Source organism: Rhodococcus sp. 05-2254-2 (genome assembly GCF_002259095.1).
Classification (GTDB): domain Bacteria; phylum Actinomycetota; class Actinomycetes; order Mycobacteriales; family Mycobacteriaceae; genus Rhodococcoides.
This window is the reverse complement of record NZ_NOZJ01000019.1, coordinates 349,181-367,095: the sequence shown is the minus strand read 5'-3', so window position 1 is coordinate 367,095 and position 17,915 is coordinate 349,181. Positions and strand designations below refer to the sequence as shown.

Below are 17,915 nucleotides of genomic sequence, written 5' to 3'. Positions count from 1 at the left end.
AGCGTCAGCGGTCGTTGCTGGCTGGCAGAAGGGAACACTGTGCACCCCGGCGCGAGCAATCCTTGCATCTTCGACCTGTCCGGTACGTCGCGCAACGCGGGCCGTGACAATTCCGACACTCGACGCAAGCCACGAGGCGTGAGTGAAGCCTGCGTAATGCTGCGCACTAGGCTGGACCGCGTTCGCGAACCCGTGAGGTTCGCTCTGCACGAATACGGGGCCGCTTCTGCGGGCTCCGCTCCTCACGTCTGAAAGGGGTCTACGCGGTGCCAGACATCTCCCGCGACGAGGTCGCTCACCTCGCCCGGCTGTCGCGCTTGGCTCTCAGCGACGCCGAACTCGACGAGTTCGCCGGTCAGTTGGATTCGATTCTTCATCACGTCAAGGCAGTGGCGGAGGTGGCGACGGACGACGTTCCGCCGACGGCCAACCCCAGTGACATCGTGAACGTCACGCGTCCCGACGTGATCGTTCCCGGCCTGACGCCGGAGCAATCGCTGTCCGGTGCACCGAACGCCGAGGAGGGCCGTTTCGCGGTGCCGCAGATTCTGGGAGAGAGCGAATGACCGACCTGACGAAGCTCGACGCGTCCGAGCTCGCGACCCGCATCCACGCGCGTGAGATCAGCGCCGTCGAGGTGACCCGGGCGCATCTCGACCGGATCTCCGAGGTCGATGGTGACCTGCACGCATTTCTGCACGTCGCGGGGTCCGAGGCACTCGCAGCAGCGACCGACGTCGATGCGGGATTGTCGGCGGGAGACGCACCTGCCTCGGCTCTGGCCGGCGTGCCGCTTGCTCTCAAGGACGTGTTCACCACGACCGACATGCCGACGACGGCCGGATCGAAGATTCTCGACGGGTGGATGTCGCCCTACGACGCAACGCTGACCACGAAGCTGCGGGCCGCGGGCATTCCGGTGCTGGGCAAGACCAACATGGACGAGTTCGCGATGGGCTCGTCCACCGAGAACTCGGCGTACGGTCCGACGAAGAACCCCTGGGACACCACTCGCATCCCCGGCGGCTCCGGCGGCGGCAGTGCTGCGGCGCTCGCGTCGTACCAGGCCCCGCTGGCCATCGGCACCGACACCGGCGGATCGATCCGTCAGCCGGCGGCTCTGACCGGCACCGTGGGAACCAAGCCGACCTACGGCAGCGTCTCGCGCTACGGACTGATCGCCTGTGCCTCGTCACTCGATCAGGGCGGCCCGTGCGGTCGGACCGTGCTCGACACCGCGTTGCTGCACGAGGTCATCGCCGGATACGACGCGCGGGACTCCACATCGGTCGACACGGCTGTTCGACCGGTCGTCGCAGCGGCACGAGAGGGTGCTCGTGGTGACCTGACGGGCGTGCGCGTCGGTGTGGTGAAGGAATTGCACTCGGACAAGTACCAGCCCGGTGTGATCTCGTCGTTCGATGCTGCGGTCGCCGCACTCACCGAACTCGGTGCCGAGGTGGTCGAGGTGTCGTGCCCCAACTTCGTGCATGCACTGGCCGCTTATTACCTGATCCTTCCGTCGGAGGTGTCGTCCAACCTGGCTCGGTTCGACGGCATGCGGTACGGATTGCGTGCGGGGGACGACGGCAAGCACAGCGCCGAGCAGGTCATGGCCACCACGCGCGCGCAGGGGTTCGGGCCGGAAGTCAAGCGTCGCATCATGATCGGGACGTACGCCCTCTCCGCGGGATATTACGACGCCTACTACGGCTCTGCTCTGAAGGTGCGCACGCTCATCGCACGTGACTTCGATGCCGCATACGAGAAGGTCGACGTGCTGGTGTCGCCGACGACCCCGACGACGGCATTCCCGTTGGGGGACAAGGTCGGCGACCCGATGGCGATGTACCTCAACGACCTCTGCACGCTGCCGACCAACCTTGCCGGTCACTGCGCGATGTCGGTTCCGTCGGGTCTTGCCACCGAGGACGGACTACCCGTGGGTCTGCAGATCATGGCTCCGGCGTTCGCGGACGAGCGGCTCTACCGCGTCGGTGCCGCATACGAGGCCGCTCGCGGCGATCTGAGGTAGTTCGAGGTGCTGCATCGGTGGGCTGCCGATCTGGCTCATCTGCCCTTGCTCTCCGGTGCAGTGCCCGTGCTCGCGTCGACGGCGGCCGTTGTCGTGACGTCGGTCCTGGCCGTCGCTGTCGTCCTGCGGGTCCGGCGAGGCCGCGCACTGGGAGCGGTGTTCGGCCCGCTGAGCGCTCTCGGTCTCGTGGCGTCGCTTCTGTTGGCGGCGACGGTGCTCACCAATCTGACCGTCACTCGATACCCGACGGTGGCCGTGGCGCTGGGCCACCGTCCGGCCGTGACCGAGGGCACCGGAAGGTTGGTCGATGTGGACGTGCCCGGCACTGTGTCGCACTTCGCCGCGCGGCCCGCCACCGTCTACGTTCCGGCGTCGTACGACGCCGGAGCGAGCGATCTACCGGTGCTGGTGCTGCTCACCGGCCAACCCGGCCACGTCGTCGACTGGATCGAGGGTGGTCGTCTGGCGCAGACGATGGACGCCTTCGCGGCGCGGCACGGCGGTGCGGCTCCGATCGTCGTGGTGGCCGACGGTCTGGGTGACACCGAGGCGAATCCGATGTGCATGGATTCGAATCTCGGAAATGCCGCGACGTACTTGTCGGTCGATGTGCCGCACTGGATTCGGTCGAATTTTCGGGTGTCCTCGGATCCGAGGGCCTGGGCGGTCGGCGGGTATTCCTACGGGGGAACGTGCGCGCTGCAGCTGGCGGTGACAGCACCGTCGGTGTACCCCACCTTTCTCGACATCTCGGGTGAGGACGAGCAACGTCGGGGCACGAGAAGCGAGTCCGTTGCAGCGGCATACGGCACGGACACCCCGGCGAACGAGGCGCGGTTCGAGCGCATGACGCCGCTGAACATACTCTCGCGCAACAGCTTTCCCGATTCGGCCGGTGCCTTCGTCGTGGGAGCCGACGACGAAGAGTTCCGGCCGCAGACCGAGCGAACATACAGGGCCGCAGAGTCCGCGGGTCTCGACGTGCACTACAGCGAGCTGCCCGGCGGGCATTCGATGCAGGTCTGGGCCCCGGCGCTGGAACAGGAGATGGACTGGCTCGGCGAGCGTGTGGGTCTGCTCGACTGACGCACGGCCTCGCCTCGACGAAGTGAGCACCGAACGGTACCGACGCGCGCAGCATCCCACGCCCGATTAGGCTGACGTCCGTCACCGGGTCCGCTTCACGGACCTGCGAGCAGAGAGGCGAAAATCGATGCGCATCGGAGTTCTGACCGGAGGCGGCGATTGCCCAGGGCTCAATGCGGTGATCCGCGCAGTCGTACGCACCGCGGACGCCCGGTACGGCTCCACCGTCGTCGGTTTCCAGGACGGATGGCGCGGTCTTCTCGAAGACCGTCGAGTGCAACTGCGTAACGACGACCGCAACGACCGGTTGCTCACCAAGGGCGGCACGATGCTCGGCACCGCCCGCACCAATCCGGATGTGTTGCGCGCCGGACTCGATCGGGTCAAGCAGACTCTCGAGGACAACGGCATCGACGTGTTGATCCCGATCGGCGGCGAAGGAACCCTCACCGCTGCCGCGTGGTTGTCGGAAGAGGGTGTGCCGGTGGTCGGTGTGCCCAAGACGATCGACAACGACATCGATTGCACCGACGTCACATTCGGCTTCGACACGGCTCTGACCATCGCCACCGATGCGATCGACCGACTGCACAGCACCGCAGAATCCCATCAGCGCGTGATGCTCGTCGAGGTGATGGGACGGCACGCGGGGTGGATCGCTCTGCACGCCGGCCTGGCGTCCGGTTCGCACATGACGCTCATTCCCGAGCAGCCGTTCGACGTCGAAGAGGTGTGCACGTTGGTGCGCAAGCGTTTTCAGCGCGGAGACTCGCACTTCATCTGTGTCGTCGCCGAGGGTGCCAAGCCGATCGAGGGCTCGATGCAGCTTCTCGACGGCGGAATCGACGAGTTCGGCCACGTTCGATTCACCGGAGTTGCCCACCAGCTCGGCGTCGAGATCGAGCGCCGTATCAACAAGGAAGTACGCACCACGGTGCTGGGCCATGTCCAGCGCGGTGGAACGCCGACGCCGTACGACCGTGTTCTCGCAACACGATTCGGCGTCAACGCGACCGATGCGGCGCATTCGGGAGACTTCGGCAAGATGGTCTCGTTGCGCGGCACCGAGATCGGCCTGGTGTCTCTGGCCGAGGCCACCAAGCAACTCAAGCGGGTACCGCAGACCCGATACGACGATGCCGCCGCATTCTTCGGCTGAATTCGGTGTGGCGTCGTGAGCCGTCAGATGCGACCGGCTGCCTCCTGGATTTCGGCCTCGCGTTCCTCGGTCTCGCGGCGTAGTTCGCGCCGTCGCCGCGCTGCCTCGAAGCGCTGAGCACCGACTTCGGTGGTCGGCGTCAACTGGGGCAATGTCTTCGGCTTGCCGTCGTCGCCGATCGCGACCATGGTGAAGTAGCAGCTGTTGGTGTGGCGCAATTCACCGCGCTGAATGTTCTCGGTTTCCACGCGGATACCGACCTCCATGGAGGTGCGGCCGGTGTAGTTGACCGACGCAGAGAACGTGACCAGTTCTCCGACGTGGATGGGTTCGCGAAACACGACGCGATCGACCGACAGAGTCACGACATAGGCCCCCGCGTAGCGGCTGGCGCAGGCGTACGCCACCTGGTCCAGGAACTTGAGAATCGTGCCGCCGTGGACGTTGCCCGAGAAGTTGGCCATGTCGGGTGTCATCAGCACGGTCATGGACAGTGTCTGCTTCTCTGGGGGAGTCACCCGTGCACGGTAACGAGTGCACGTGGTTACTCGCGCGTCGTACGGGAGTGGAGCCTGCAGGAACGACCCAGGTAGTCGGTGCATAAACTACTGACCATGACTGCTGCAACCGTCGATCTGATCGATTACGACGATGTGCTCGCCAAGTTCGACCCCGTGTTGGGCATGGAGGTCCACGTGGAGTTGGGCACGGCGACCAAGATGTTCTGCGGCTGCCCCACCGAATTCGGTGCCGAGCCGAACACCCAGGTGTGCCCGGTGTGCCTGAGCCTTCCCGGCGCGCTTCCGGTGGTGAATTCGGCTGCGGTGGAGTCGGCGATTCGGATCGGGCTGGCGCTCAATTGCTCGATCACCCCGTGGGGACGGTTCGCTCGCAAGAACTACTTCTACCCGGATCAGCCGAAGAACTATCAGATCTCGCAGTACGACGAGCCCATCGCCACCGAGGGCTACCTCGATGTGTTGCTCGACGACGGCAGTACGTTTCGAGTCGAGATCGAGCGCGCGCACATGGAGGAGGACACCGGTAAGTCGACGCATGTGGGCGGTGCGACCGGCCGTATCGAGGGGGCGTCGCATTCGCTGCTCGATTACAACCGTGCCGGGGTTCCGTTGGTGGAGATCGTGACCAAGACCATCACCGGAACCGGTGCCCGTGCGCCCGAGGTCGCCCGGGCGTACGTCACCGCGTTGCGCGACCTGTTGAAGTCGCTGAACGTGTCCGATGTGCGGATGGATCAGGGCTCGTTGCGCTGCGATGCCAACGTGTCTCTGATGGAGAAGACGGCAACCGAATTCGGCACGCGCACCGAGACGAAGAACGTCAACTCGCTCAAGAGCGTCGAGGTTGCCGTTCGGTACGAGATGCGGCGTCAGGCAGCGGTTCTCGAATCGGGCGGAGAGGTGACGCAGGAGACTCGGCACTTCCAGGAGTCGGACGGAACCACCACCGCCGGCCGCAAGAAGGAGACCGCCGAGGACTACCGCTACTTCCCCGAGCCCGATCTTGCGCCCGTCGCTCCCGACGCGGCCTGGATCGAGGAGCTTCGGACGACGTTGCCCGAGCTGCCGTGGTTGCGCCGCGGTCGGATTCAGAAGGAGTGGGGTGTCTCCGACGAGGAGATGCGCGATCTGGTGAATTCCGGTGCGCTCGAGCTCGTCGCGGCGACGGTCGAGGCGGGTGCGTCGGCGCAGGCGGCGCGGTCGTGGTGGGTGTCGTACCTGGCGCAGCAGGCCAACATCGCCGGAGTCGAACTGACCGATCTGTCCATCACCCCGGCTCAGGTCGCCGAGGTGGCGGCGTTGGTCGCGGACGGCAAGCTCAACAACAACGGTGCCCGTCAGGTCGTGGACGGGGTGCTGGCGGGCGAGGGTGAGCCTGCAGAGGTCATGGCTGCGCGCAATCTCGTACTGGAGAAGGACGACACCAAGTTGCAGGCCGCCGTGGACGAGGCGCTCGCAGCGAATCCCGGTGTGGTGGAGAAGATCCGCAGCGGCAAGGTTCAGGCCGCCGGGGCCATCGTCGGTGCGGTGATGAAGGCGACACGCGGCCAAGCCGATGCCGCTCGCGTCAAGGAACTCGTACTAGAGGCCTGCGGCCAGCCCTGATCACGACGGAAAACGACCGAGGCCGAGCGCAATCGAGCGCTCGGCCTCGGTCGTTTCTCGTTCAGTCGAAACCGCCTCCGCCGCCGCCGGGGAACGGCACTTTGACGACGCGGTCGTCGGTGGGTCCGGGCTCCGCACCGTTCTTGTTGACGGTGCCCACCAGAATCTGTCCATCGGCCGAGCTCGTCGCGCCGTTCAACTGGCCGTACTCGTCCTGGATCAGCAGTGTCGGTTCGGCCGAGACAGCTCCGGTGTTCGCGTCCGTGGTCAGTGCTGCAACAGCTTTGGCCGTTGTGAGTGCAACCGCCACGCCACCTTCTCCCGCTGCGCATCCGGCAACACCCGGACGGTCCGGCCACGTCCACACAGGGTTGAACACTGCGCCCAGTGAGTCGATGCGCTGCAGGCGATCCTCGAGCGCGGTGCGGTCGGTGACGTAGATGTTTCCGGTGCCGTCGGTGCAGACGTCGCCCGCCGTACCGATACCGCTGAGCGCGATCTGCGGCCGCGGCGGGTTCGTTGTCGGCGACAGTGAGGTCACCCGTAACAACTTGCCGGACAATGAGTTCGGGCTGGCAGCCGCACCCGGATCGCCGTTGTCGCCGGTGAGGACGAGCAATTCGTTCGGCGTGTAGAAGTCGATCGCCCCGCGATTGCCCGTCGAGCCGCGGGGGATACCGGTCAGGATGTCCTTGGGTACATCGCCCTGAGCCAGGCGGACCACCCTGGTGTCTGCGGATGTGGTGATGAGGGCGTAGAGCAACCCGTCCTCGATGTACGTCGGAGACAACGCGATGTCGAGAAGGCCGCCGTCGCCGGTGCCGTCGACATCGATTCGCGCCACCTCGACCGGCGTCCGGCCGGCGGTGACCTCCATGATGCGACCGGTGCGACGCTCGGCAACCAGCGCCGACTGTCCGTCGGGGAGCGCTACCAGCCCGCCCGTGGTGTCCAGGCATGTCGCGATGACCGCCGGATCGGGGTCGACACACGGACCGGACGGCGGTGGCGGTGCATCGGGATCGGACGGCGGCGTCGTCTCGCTGGGGGTCGTCGGCTCCAGTTCGGCCGCGCCCACCTCCGGCGCAGGAGTGAACGGCGACGCATTCGAGTCGTCGAATCGGGCGCACCCGGCGAGCAGGGCAGCGGTCATCGACAGGGCGACGACGGCAGCGGTTGCAGTTCGTGGCGACGCTCCGACCGGCTTCATACTTCGAACGGTACGGAACGTCGGGGGAGACTCGCCACGCGGCCGTGAGCGTCAACGTCGGTGAGGAGCACTCATCGGCTCTAGTGTGGAGAGGTGACCGATACACCGCGCGACCCCAACCGGCCGGATACGCCGTACGAACCGGCCGAGAGCCCGTACGACAACCCCACGGAGAAGATTCCACCCTCGCGTTCCACCTCCGAGACGCCGGCGTCCGACCGCACCGACACCTCGGGTGCGCCGACCACGGCGTTCGGCGCTCAGCGTTCGGACCGACTGCCACGAACCGACGACGAACTCGACTTTCCGCACTCGTCCTCGTCCGATGCACGCTCGTCCGATGCACGCTCGGCCGATGCACAGCCGACGGAGAAGATGCAGGCATATCGCCCGTCCGCCTTCGCCGATTCGCCGACCGACCGCCCATCGGCCTCCGACAACACGTCGTCGAGTGCCTATTCCGATCGCTCCACCGAGTATCTGGGCACCACCGCAGCCGCGGCTCCGGCAGCAGCAGTCGCGTCAGAGCCGGAGATTCGTACGGAGACCGTCGAGGTTCCCGCGCGCCGCGGCAGCACCGACCTGGGCCTGTTCATCCTTCGCGTCACCATCGGCGCGGTGTTTCTCGGTCACGGACTGCAGAAGCTCGTGGGACTGTGGAACGGCCCCGGCCTCGACGGATTTCAGAACCTGCTGGAGACTTCCGGATTCCGCTACTCGGAGATCCTCGCGATCGCGGCCGCGGCAGGCGAGACTCTCGGTGGAGCGCTGCTGATACTCGGTCTGGCAACGCCACTGGCGGGTGCCGCTGTGCTGGCCACGATCATCAACGCCTGGTGCTTCAAGCAAGCCGTCGAGCCCGGACTGCAGTTCTCGGGCACCGGCGGCGTGGAGTACGAGACGGTTCTCGGCTTCGCCGCTGCCGCGATCATTCTCACGGGCCCGGGCAAGATCGCATTCGACGGCCGACGCGGATGGGCCACCCGGCCGCGGATCGGTTCGTTCCTCGCACTCGTCGTCGGTATCGCCGCGGGCGTGTGCATCTGGATCTTCCTCAACGGGGCCAACCCAGTCGTCCGCTGACTCCGGATACGGTCCAGACCACGTGAGCGGAACTTCGTAGCCTGCTACGACGTTCCGCTCACGTGCGTTTCACCCTCAGGGGACGTAGCGAACTGCACCCTTGTCCGCCGATGTCGCCAACGCGGCGTACGCGCGCAGAGCGGTGGTGACCGTGCGCTGGCGGTCGACCGGCTGCCAGGGGCGCTCGGACGCGTTCATCTTCGCGCGTCGCGTCTCGAGGGTCTCCTCGTCGACGAGGATCTCGAGGGTGCGGGTCGCGACGTCGATCCGGACCTGGTCGCCGTTCTCCACGAGTCCGATCACACCGCCGGCCGCGGCCTCGGGGGAAATGTGTCCGATGGACAGTCCCGACGTTCCGCCGGAGAAGCGGCCATCGGTGATCAGTGCGCAGACCTTGCCCAGACCGGCACCCTTGAGGAAAGCCGTCGGGTGCAGCATCTCCTGCATGCCCGGACCGCCCTTAGGGCCCTCGTAGCGAACGACCAGCACGTCACCGGGCTGAATCTTCTTCTGCAGGATGGCCGAGACGGCTTCTTCCTGCGACTCGACGACCAGTGCCGGACCCTGGAAGGAGAACAGGTCCTCGTCGATGCCTGCGGTCTTGAGGATCGCACCGTCGACGGCGATGTTGCCGCGCAGTACCACCAGGCCACCCTCGACCGTGTAGGCATGTTCGAGATCGCGGATGCAGCCGCCTGCGGCGTCGGTGTCGAGCGAGGACCAGCGGTTTCCCGTGGAGAACGGTTCGACGGTGCGCACACCACCCGGGGCGGCGTGGAACAACTCGACGGCCTCGGCGGACGCCTTGCCGGATCGGATGTCCCACGTGTCGAGCCATTCGTCGAAGCTCTTCGTGTGCACGGTCGAGACGTCGGTTTCGAGCAGGTTCGCGCGCCGCAGTTCGCCGAGGAGAGCCGGGATTCCGCCGGCGCGGTGCACGTCTTCCATGTGGTAATCGGAATTGGGGGAGACCTTCGACAGGCACGGGACCTTACGGCTGATGGCGTCGATGGTGTCGAGGTCGAAGTCGACCTCGCCCTCCTGTGCGGCGGCGAGGGTGTGCAGCACCGTGTTGGTTGACCCTCCCATCGCCACGTCGAGAGCCATCGCGTTGCGGAACGCGGCCGGAGTGGCGATGTTGCGAGGGAGTACGGATTCGTCCTCGTCGCGGTAGTACTTCAGAGCGGCCTCGACGATGGTGGTGCCGGCACGCGTGAACAGTGCTCGACGGGCCTGGTGAGTGGCCAGGGTGGAGCCGTTGCCGGGCAGTGCCAGGCCGAGCGCCTCGGTGAGGCAGTTCATCGAGTTCGCCGTGAACATGCCCGAGCACGAGCCGCACGTGGGGCACGCGCTGCGCTCGACCTCGTCGAGCCCTGCCTCGGACACGGCGTCGTTGGCGCTGGCGGAGATCGCGGTGATCAGGTCGGTCGGTGCCTGCGCGACGCCGTCGACGACCACGGCCTTGCCCGCCTCCATCGGTCCACCGGAGACGAACACGGCCGGGATGTTCAGGCGCATTGCAGCATTGAGCATGCCGGGAGTGATCTTGTCGCAGTTGGATATACAGACGAGCGCGTCGGCGGTGTGCGCATTGGCCATGTACTCGACGGAGTCGGCGATGATCTCGCGGCTGGGCAGCGAGTACAGCATGCCGCCGTGGCCCATGGCGATCCCGTCGTCGACGGCGATGGTGTGGAACTCCCGGGGAACTCCGCCTGCCGCTCGGACGGCGTCGGCGACGATCTCACCGACGTTCTTCAGGTGCACGTGGCCGGGGACGAACTGGGTGTACGAGTTCGCGATGGCGACGATGGGCTTTCCGAAATCCGAATCGGTCATTCCGGTGGCGCGCCACAGCGAGCGCGCGCCCGCGGCATTGCGTCCGACAGTGGTGACCCGTGAGCGTAGCGGCGGCATAGTGCGTTGTCCTCGTTCGTTGCGGCGGTTTCTCGCAGCGACGAGGTTACTCGCCGCCGACTACTGCTCCTTCGCTGCCTGTTCGTCGCCGTTCTCGCGGTCCTCGCCGTCCTCGAGGTCTCGAGCTTCGGCCTCGGCTGCGGCTGCGGCTGCGGCAGCGGCATAGGGGTCGGTGATCCGGCCGCCGCTGGCCGCGGCGAGTTGGGGGAGCAGATCGAATCGCACCAGCGGCAACGACTTCTCGCTCTTGTCGGTCAGGACCACCCGCGCCCAGCGGCGATCCGGGAAGTGCAGACCCGCCACCGATTCCCACGCGATCACATCCGAACCGACGAACCGTCGAGCCGTGATCGCCTCGGGAGAGATGACCGTGCGCACTCGAAACACCCAGATGCCCGCGACGATCGGCAGGATCAGCAGCCATCCCATGGCCGCGGGCCAGCTGGCGGCAGTCAGTCCGGTGCCGAACAACAGCAGGCCGACGCCGAGGAGCGCGAGGCGCGGGACTCGAATGACCTGGGTTCTCGATGGTTGCGCTCCCTCGGCACCGTTCGGTGACTCGGATGCGGTGTGGGATGATGGCCGAGGTGGTTCGGACTGCTGCGAAGACGACACCCATTCATCTTCGCATTGCATCTACGCGATCTCACATAATGGGATTGCGTCGTGACGAGTTTGACTCTTCCCTGTGCGCGCGCCTACCGTCGAGCGCGTGAAGCGGAATTGGATACTCGTAATCGGCCGGCGCGTCAACGCCTGAGCCGGTTGTTCAAACTCGCATCGACGCGCCACCCTCGTACAGCTCAGGCTGACGGGGGTTTTTTCTTGCCCAGAGATCGCCCAGCAATTTCACATTCCTGAGGAAGCAATCAGTGAGCGCACCAACCGCACGCCCAGGGCCCACGACCCGTAAGTCGGGGACAGCCTCCAGCCCGTCGACCAGCCCGTCCGCAGAAGCGGCGACCAACGGTTCGCGACGCCACGTCGCACCGGAGAAGGTCACCGGCGCACAGTCGGTCGTCCGAGCCCTCGAAGAACTCGACGTCGACACCGTATTCGGCATTCCCGGTGGCGCGGTTCTCCCGGTCTACGACCCGCTCTTCGACTCCGTGAAGGTGCGCCACATTCTGGTGCGCCACGAGCAGGGTGCGGGCCACGCCGCGACGGGCTACGCCCAGGCGACCGGCAAGGTCGGCGTCTGCATGGCGACGTCCGGTCCCGGCGCGACCAACCTCGTGACCCCATTGGCCGACGCTCAGATGGATTCGGTTCCGGTCGTCGCGATCACCGGTCAGGTCGCCCGCAGTCTGATCGGAACGGACGGCTTCCAGGAAGCCGACATCTCGGGTATCACGATGCCGGTCACCAAGCACAACTTCCTCATCACCGACGGTGCCGACATCCCGCGCATCATGGCCGAGGCGTTCTACATCGCCTCCTCCGGCCGTCCCGGTGCCGTGCTCGTCGACATCCCCAAGGATGTGCTGCAGGCGCAGACCACGTTCTCGTGGCCGCCGGAGATGCGTCTGCCCGGATACCGTCCGGTCACCAAGCCGCACGGCAAGCAGGTCCGCGAAGCGGCCCGCTACATCGCCGACGCCAAGCAGCCGGTGCTGTACGTGGGCGGCGGCGTCATCAAGGCCGACGCCTCGGCGGAACTGCTCGAGCTCGCCGAACTGACCGGAATCCCGGTCGTGACCACTCTGATGGCTCGCGGCGCGTTCCCCGACTCGCACAATCAGAACCTCGGAATGCCGGGTATGCACGGCACCGTCGCCGCGGTGGCCGCGTTGCAGCGGAGCGATCTGCTGATCACGCTCGGTGCCCGGTTCGACGACCGAGTCACCGGTCAGCTCTCGTCCTTCGCCCCCGATGCCAAGGTCATCCACGCCGACATCGACCCGGCCGAGATCGGCAAGAACCGCTACGCGGACGTGCCGATCGTCGGCGACTGCCGTGAGGTCATCACCGAACTCATCGAGGCGCTGCGGGCGGACCGCGCGACCGGAACCACGCTCGACCTCGAGCAGTGGTGGGTCTACCTGAACGGCATCCGCAAGACCTACCCGCTGAGCTACGACCGCCCGGCCGACGGATCGATGTCCCCGGAGTTCGTCATCAGCTCGGTCGGCAAGTTCGCCGGACCCGACGCGATCTACTGCGCCGGCGTCGGTCAGCACCAGATGTGGGCCGCGCAGTTCATCAACTACGAGAAGCCGCGCACGTGGCTCAACTCGGGTGGCCTCGGCACGATGGGGTACGCGGTCCCGGCCGCAATGGGTGCCAAGAGGGGCCTCCCCGACGCCGAGGTGTGGGCCATCGACGGTGACGGATGCTTCCAGATGACCAACCAGGAACTCGCGACCTGTGCGGTCGAGGGCATCCCGATCAAGGTCGCCCTCATCAACAACGGCAACCTCGGCATGGTCCGCCAGTGGCAGACGCTGTTCTACGAGGAGCGCTACTCCAACACCAACCTCGGTACCCACGGTGCCGTCCGCATCCCCGATTTCGTGAAGCTCGCCGAGGCGCTCGGTTGCGTCGGGCTGCGGTGCGAGCGGGAAGAGGACGTCGATGCGGTGATCGCGCAGGCACGAGCGATCAACGATCGTCCGGTCGTCATCGACTTCATCGTCGGAGCCGACGCGCAGGTGTGGCCGATGGTCGCTGCCGGAACGGGCAACGACGAGATCATGGCCGCCCGCGGAATCCGTCCGCTGTTCGACGAGGACGAGACCGTGGGCAGCGAGCCAGGCCTCGACGAGGCCATGGAGCGCGAGCAGGCCCCGCACCCGCAGATCGACGACGTGAAAGGCACCGACAAGTGAGCACGAGCCATACCCTCAGCGTCCTCGTCGAGGACAAGCCAGGTGTGCTGGCCCGCGTCGCCGCGCTGTTCTCGCGCCGTGGATTCAACATCTCCTCGCTTGCCGTCGGCGGCACCGAGATTCCCGAGATCTCGCGGATGACGATCGTGGTGACCGTCGACGAATTCCCGCTCGAACAGGTGACCAAGCAGCTCAACAAGCTCATCAACGTCATCAAGATCGTCGAGCAGGACGACGACTCCTCGGTGGCTCGCGAGTTGGTGCTGATCAAGGTCCGCGCCGACGCCAGTGTGCGCAGTGAGGTCATCGAAACGGTGAACCTGTTCCGCGCCAAGGTGATCGACGTGTCTCCCGAGGCCGTGACGGTCGAGGCGACGGGCACCCGCTCGAAGCTCGATGCGTTGTTGAAGATGTTGGACCCCTATGGAATTCGAGAAATAGTTCAGTCGGGAGTCGTTGCCGTCGGACGTGGACCGAAATCGATCACAGCGTCGCGCTGAGCGGCGGACGTGATTTTCAGCGAAATCGAAGAGGAAAGGTTACAAACAGTGGCAGTCGAGATGTTCTACGACGACGATGCTGATCTGTCGATCATTCAGGGCCGCAAGGTCGCTGTGATCGGTTACGGAAGCCAGGGCCACGCGCACTCGCTGAGCCTGCGCGACTCCGGTGTCGATGTGCGCATCGGCCTGGCAGCGGGCTCGAAGTCCCGCGCCAAGGCGGAGGAGCAGGGCCTGAAGGTCGGCACTCCCGCCGAGGTGTCCGAATGGGCCGACGTGATCATGGTGCTCGCACCGGACACCGCACAGGCCAAGATCTTCTCCGAGGAGATCGAGCCCAACCTGAAGGACGGCGACGCGCTGTTCTTCGGCCACGGTCTCAACATCCACTTCGACCTGATCAAGGCTCCGGAGTTCGTCACCGTCGGCATGGTCGCACCCAAGGGCCCCGGCCACCTCGTGCGTCGCCAGTTCGTCGACGGCAAGGGTGTTCCCGCGCTCATCGCCATCGACCAGGACCCCAAGGGCGAAGGTCAGGCACTGGCCCTGTCCTGGGCCAAGGGTATCGGTGGAACGCGCGCAGGCGTCATCAAGACCACGTTCAAAGAAGAGACCGAGACCGACCTCTTCGGCGAGCAGGCCGTGCTGTGCGGTGGCACCGAGGAGCTCGTCAAGACGGGCTTCGAGGTCATGGTCGAAGCCGGCTACGCGCCCGAGATGGCGTACTTCGAGGTGCTGCACGAGCTCAAGCTCATCGTCGACCTCATGTACGAGGGCGGCATCGCTCGGATGAACTACTCGGTGTCCGACACCGCGGAGTTCGGTGGCTACCTCTCGGGCCCGCGCGTGATCGACGCAGGCACCAAGGAGCGCATGAAGGCCATCCTGGCCGACATCCAGTCGGGTGAGTTCACCCGTCGCCTGGTCGCCAACGTCGAGAACGGCAACACCGAGCTCGAAGGCCTGCGCAAGGCAAACGCCGAGCACCCCATCGAGGTCACCGGCAAGAAGCTGCGCGACCTGATGAGCTGGGTCGATCGCCCGATCACCGAAACGGCTTGATTCTCATCGAATCACGTTCGCACGCATGCTGATCGAAGGGCACCCCTGCATCGGTAGGGGTGCCCTTCGGTGCGTGCACCAGGTGGCGTCGCAGCTCGACGTCTCCGGCCTCTAAACTGTTTCTGCTGCACCAGCTCCGAATTTTCATCGACAACAGTCTCGAACCGACATAGGGAGTTTTTCACGTGAGCCAGCCAGGCCGTCCTGTCGTTCTGATCGCCGACAAACTTGCGCCGTCCACCGTCGAGGCATTGGGCGACGGCGTCGAGGTCCGTTGGGTCGACGGCCCGGATCGCCCCGCGCTGCTCGCCGCGGTTCCCGAGGCCGACGCGATCCTGGTGCGTTCCGCGACCACGGTCGACGCCGAGGTTCTGGCCGCCGGAACCAAGCTCAAGATCGTCGCCCGCGCCGGTGTCGGCCTGGACAACGTCGACGTACCTGCAGCCACCGAGCGCGGTGTCCTCGTCGTCAACGCCCCGACGTCCAACATCCACACCGCTGCTGAGCACGCGGTGACGCTGTTGCTCTCCGCCGCGCGCCAGATTCCCGCTGCCGACGCCACCCTGCGTCAGCACGAGTGGAAGCGCAGCAAGTTCAACGGTGTCGAGATCTTCGGCAAGACCGTCGGCGTCGTCGGACTCGGCCGCATCGGTCAGCTGTTCGCGCAGCGTCTCGCTGCATTCGAGACCCACATCATCGCCTACGACCCCTACGTCTCGGCCGCGCGTGCCGCCCAGCTCGGCATCGAGCTGGTGAGCCTGGACGAGCTGCTCGAGCGCGCCGACATGTTCTCGGTTCACCTGCCGAAGACCCCGGAGACCAAGGGAATCATCGGCAAGGAAGCCCTCGCCAAGACCAAGCCCGGTGTCATCGTCGTCAACGCCGCTCGCGGTGGACTGGTCGACGAGCAGGCCCTGGCCGACGCCATCACCAGTGGCCACGTCTTCGCCGCGGGAATCGACGTGTACGCCTCCGAGCCGTGCACCGACAGCCCGCTGTTCGAGCTGCCTCAGGTCGTCGTCACCCCGCACCTCGGCGCGTCGACGACCGAGGCCCAGGACCGCGCGGGCACCGACGTCGCCAAGTCCGTATTGCTTGCTCTCGCAGGCGAATTCGTGCCCGACGCCGTCAACGTCAAGGGTGGTGCCGTGGGCGAGGAGGTCTCCCCGTGGCTCGAGATCGTGCGCAAGCAGGGTGTGCTGCTCGGCGCTCTGTCCACCGAACTTCCCACCTCGCTGTCGGTCGACGTTCGCGGCGAACTCGCCACCGAGGACGTCGAGATCCTCAAGCTCTCGGCGCTGCGCGGACTCTTCTCCGCCGTCATCGAGGACGCGGTCACGTTCGTCAACGCCCCCTCGCTCGCCGAGGAGCGTGGCGTCACCGCCGAGGTCACCACAGCCTCCGAGAGCGAGAACCACCGCAGCGTCGTCGACATTCGCGCCGTCTACGGCGACGGTTCGGTGCTCAACGTCGCGGGCACGCTGACCGGCACCACGCAGGTCGAGAAGATCGTCAACATCAACGGTCGCAACTTCGACCTCCGTGCCGAGGGCAAGAACCTGATCGTCAACTACGCGGATCAGCCCGGCAGCCTCGGCCGGATCGGCACCCTGCTCGGCGATGCCGGCATCGACATCCAGGCCGCCGCCCTGAGCCAGGACTCCGAGGGCGACGGTGCAACGATTCTGCTGCGCGTCGACAAGGACGTTCCGGACGAGCTGAGCGCGAGCATCGCATCGGCGGTCGGCGCGTCCACCATCGAGCTGGTCGACCTGTCCTGAGCATCGCTCGCAGTCGATCGAACGAAGTCGAACAATCACGAGGAGTGAGATGAAGCTGGCCGTCATCGCCGGGGACGGAATCGGACCCGAGGTCGTCACCGAGGCGCTCGCCGTGCTCGACGTGGTTGCACCCGGAGCCGAGAAGACCGAGTACGACCTCGGTGCTCGTCGCTACAACGCCACCGGAGAACTGCTGCCGGACTCGGTGTTGGCGGAACTGCGTGAGCACGACGCAATTCTGTTGGGAGCCATCGGAGATCCGTCGGTGCCCAGCGGCGTGCTCGAGCGTGGACTGTTGTTGCGAGCTCGGTTCGAGCTCGATCACCACATCAATCTGCGTCCGGCCAAGCTGTACCCCGGAGTGGTCGGGCCGTTGGCCGGTGACAAGCAGATCGACGTCGTGGTCGTGCGTGAGGGCACCGAAGGTCCGTACACCGGAAACGGTGGAGCGCTTCGCGTCGGCACGCCGCACGAGGTGGCCACCGAGGTCAGTGTCAACACCCGCTACGGCGTCGAGCGGGTGGTGCGCAACGGGTTCGAGCGGGCTCTGACACGGCGCAAGCACCTGACGCTGCTGCACAAGACCAACGTGCTCACGTTCGCCGGCAGCCTCTGGGCTCGCACGGTGAACGAGGTCGCGACGGAGTTCCCGGACGTCGAGGTCGCGTACCAACACATCGATGCCGCGATGATTCACCTCGTGACCGACCCGGGCCGGTTCGACGTCATCGTCACCGACAATCTGTTCGGCGACATCGTGACCGACCTCTCGGCGGCGGTGACCGGTGGAATCGGTTTGGCCGCAAGCGGAAACATCGATGCGACCGGTACCAATCCGAGCATGTTCGAGCCCGTGCACGGCAGCGCTCCCGACATCGCAGGGCAGCAGAAGGCCGATCCGACGGCGGCCATCCTGTCGGTGTCGTTGCTACTCGATCATCTCGGCGATGCGGCGGGAGCGGCGCGAGTGGAAGCCGCTGTCGCCTCGGACCTCGCGCAGCGAGGAACCACGACTGCGTCGACGAAAGAGATCGGCGCACGAATCGCCGCTCGCCTCTAGCCGAACCGACACGAATGCCACGGTAGGCCGACCGGCCACCGTGGCATTTCGTGTTTCCGGACATCCCC

15 protein-coding genes are annotated in these 17,915 nt (G+C 66.0%); 11 read left to right on the top strand and 4 right to left on the bottom strand.

Features of this window, described 5'->3' with window-relative positions; translation table 11 throughout:
* Window positions 1-266: 266 nt before the first annotated feature.
* The 4 genes from gatC (at window position 267) to CH283_RS21400 (ending at window position 4,280) form a co-directional block, all read left to right on the top strand.
* Window positions 267-566, top strand: a complete 300-nt coding sequence (gene gatC / locus CH283_RS21415) for an Asp-tRNA(Asn)/Glu-tRNA(Gln) amidotransferase subunit GatC (protein ID WP_068045762.1) — start codon at window positions 267-269, stop codon at window positions 564-566.
* A complete protein-coding gene (gene gatA, locus CH283_RS21410) occupies window positions 563-2,035 on the top strand; it encodes an Asp-tRNA(Asn)/Glu-tRNA(Gln) amidotransferase subunit GatA (protein WP_094642261.1) in 1,473 nt (490 codons plus the stop codon). The genes gatC and gatA overlap by 4 nt, the downstream gene beginning before the upstream one ends.
* A 6-nt stretch (window positions 2,036-2,041) precedes the next feature.
* On the top strand, window positions 2,042-3,121 hold the full coding sequence (locus CH283_RS21405) for an alpha/beta hydrolase (RefSeq protein WP_255183283.1): 1,080 nt from the start codon (window positions 2,042-2,044) through the stop codon (window positions 3,119-3,121).
* Between the two features lie 127 nt (window positions 3,122-3,248).
* Window positions 3,249-4,280, top strand: a complete 1,032-nt coding sequence (locus tag CH283_RS21400) for an ATP-dependent 6-phosphofructokinase (protein WP_094642260.1) — start codon at window positions 3,249-3,251, stop codon at window positions 4,278-4,280.
* A gap of 23 nt (window positions 4,281-4,303) precedes the next feature.
* On the opposite strand, the gene CH283_RS21395 is transcribed toward CH283_RS21400, so the two are convergent.
* Entirely contained in the window at window positions 4,304-4,768 is a 465-nt protein-coding gene (locus CH283_RS21395) for an acyl-CoA thioesterase (RefSeq protein ID WP_255183300.1), read from the bottom strand.
* A 126-nt stretch (window positions 4,769-4,894) separates the two neighbouring features.
* Here CH283_RS21395 and gatB point away from each other — a divergent pair, with 126 nt between their 5' ends.
* Window positions 4,895-6,406 carry an Asp-tRNA(Asn)/Glu-tRNA(Gln) amidotransferase subunit GatB gene (gatB, locus tag CH283_RS21390; RefSeq protein WP_094642258.1) on the top strand — a complete coding sequence of 504 codons (1,512 nt, stop codon included), beginning with the start codon at window positions 4,895-4,897 and terminating at the stop codon, window positions 6,404-6,406.
* A gap of 61 nt (window positions 6,407-6,467) precedes the next feature.
* Here the strand turns inward: gatB and CH283_RS21385 are convergent, their stop codons facing one another.
* A complete protein-coding gene (locus CH283_RS21385) occupies window positions 6,468-7,616 on the bottom strand; it encodes a PQQ-dependent sugar dehydrogenase (protein WP_094642257.1) in 1,149 nt (382 codons plus the stop codon).
* A 93-nt stretch (window positions 7,617-7,709) separates the two neighbouring features.
* On the opposite strand from CH283_RS21385, the gene CH283_RS21380 reads away from it, so the two are divergent.
* Entirely contained in the window at window positions 7,710-8,699 is a 990-nt protein-coding gene (locus tag CH283_RS21380) for a DoxX family protein (protein ID WP_094642256.1), read from the top strand.
* 75 nt (window positions 8,700-8,774) lie between these two features.
* On the opposite strand, the gene ilvD is transcribed toward CH283_RS21380, so the two are convergent.
* A complete protein-coding gene (ilvD, locus tag CH283_RS21375; RefSeq protein ID WP_094642255.1) occupies window positions 8,775-10,616 on the bottom strand; it encodes a dihydroxy-acid dehydratase in 1,842 nt (613 codons plus the stop codon).
* A 60-nt stretch (window positions 10,617-10,676) separates the two neighbouring features.
* Window positions 10,677-11,231 carry a PH domain-containing protein gene (locus CH283_RS28420; RefSeq protein ID WP_255183282.1) on the bottom strand — a complete coding sequence of 185 codons (555 nt, stop codon included), beginning with the start codon at window positions 11,229-11,231 and terminating at the stop codon, window positions 10,677-10,679.
* Window positions 11,232-11,488: 257 nt separating this feature from the next.
* Here CH283_RS28420 and CH283_RS21365 point away from each other — a divergent pair, with 257 nt between their 5' ends.
* The 5 genes from CH283_RS21365 (at window position 11,489) to CH283_RS21345 (ending at window position 17,847) form a co-directional block, all read left to right on the top strand.
* Complete coding sequence (locus tag CH283_RS21365; RefSeq protein WP_068049511.1) at window positions 11,489-13,444, top strand: acetolactate synthase large subunit; 1,956 nt, start codon at window positions 11,489-11,491, stop codon at window positions 13,442-13,444.
* On the top strand, window positions 13,441-13,944 hold the full coding sequence (ilvN, locus tag CH283_RS21360) for an acetolactate synthase small subunit (RefSeq protein ID WP_032397758.1): 504 nt from the start codon (window positions 13,441-13,443) through the stop codon (window positions 13,942-13,944). Before CH283_RS21365 ends, ilvN begins: the two co-directional genes overlap by 4 nt.
* A gap of 60 nt (window positions 13,945-14,004) precedes the next feature.
* On the top strand, window positions 14,005-15,006 hold the full coding sequence (ilvC, locus tag CH283_RS21355; RefSeq protein WP_170944858.1) for a ketol-acid reductoisomerase: 1,002 nt from the start codon (window positions 14,005-14,007) through the stop codon (window positions 15,004-15,006).
* 185 nt (window positions 15,007-15,191) lie between these two features.
* Complete coding sequence (gene serA, locus CH283_RS21350) at window positions 15,192-16,787, top strand: phosphoglycerate dehydrogenase (RefSeq protein ID WP_094642254.1); 1,596 nt, start codon at window positions 15,192-15,194, stop codon at window positions 16,785-16,787.
* 49 nt (window positions 16,788-16,836) lie between these two features.
* Entirely contained in the window at window positions 16,837-17,847 is a 1,011-nt protein-coding gene (locus CH283_RS21345; protein WP_094642253.1) for a 3-isopropylmalate dehydrogenase, read from the top strand.
* Window positions 17,848-17,915 lie beyond the last annotated feature (68 nt).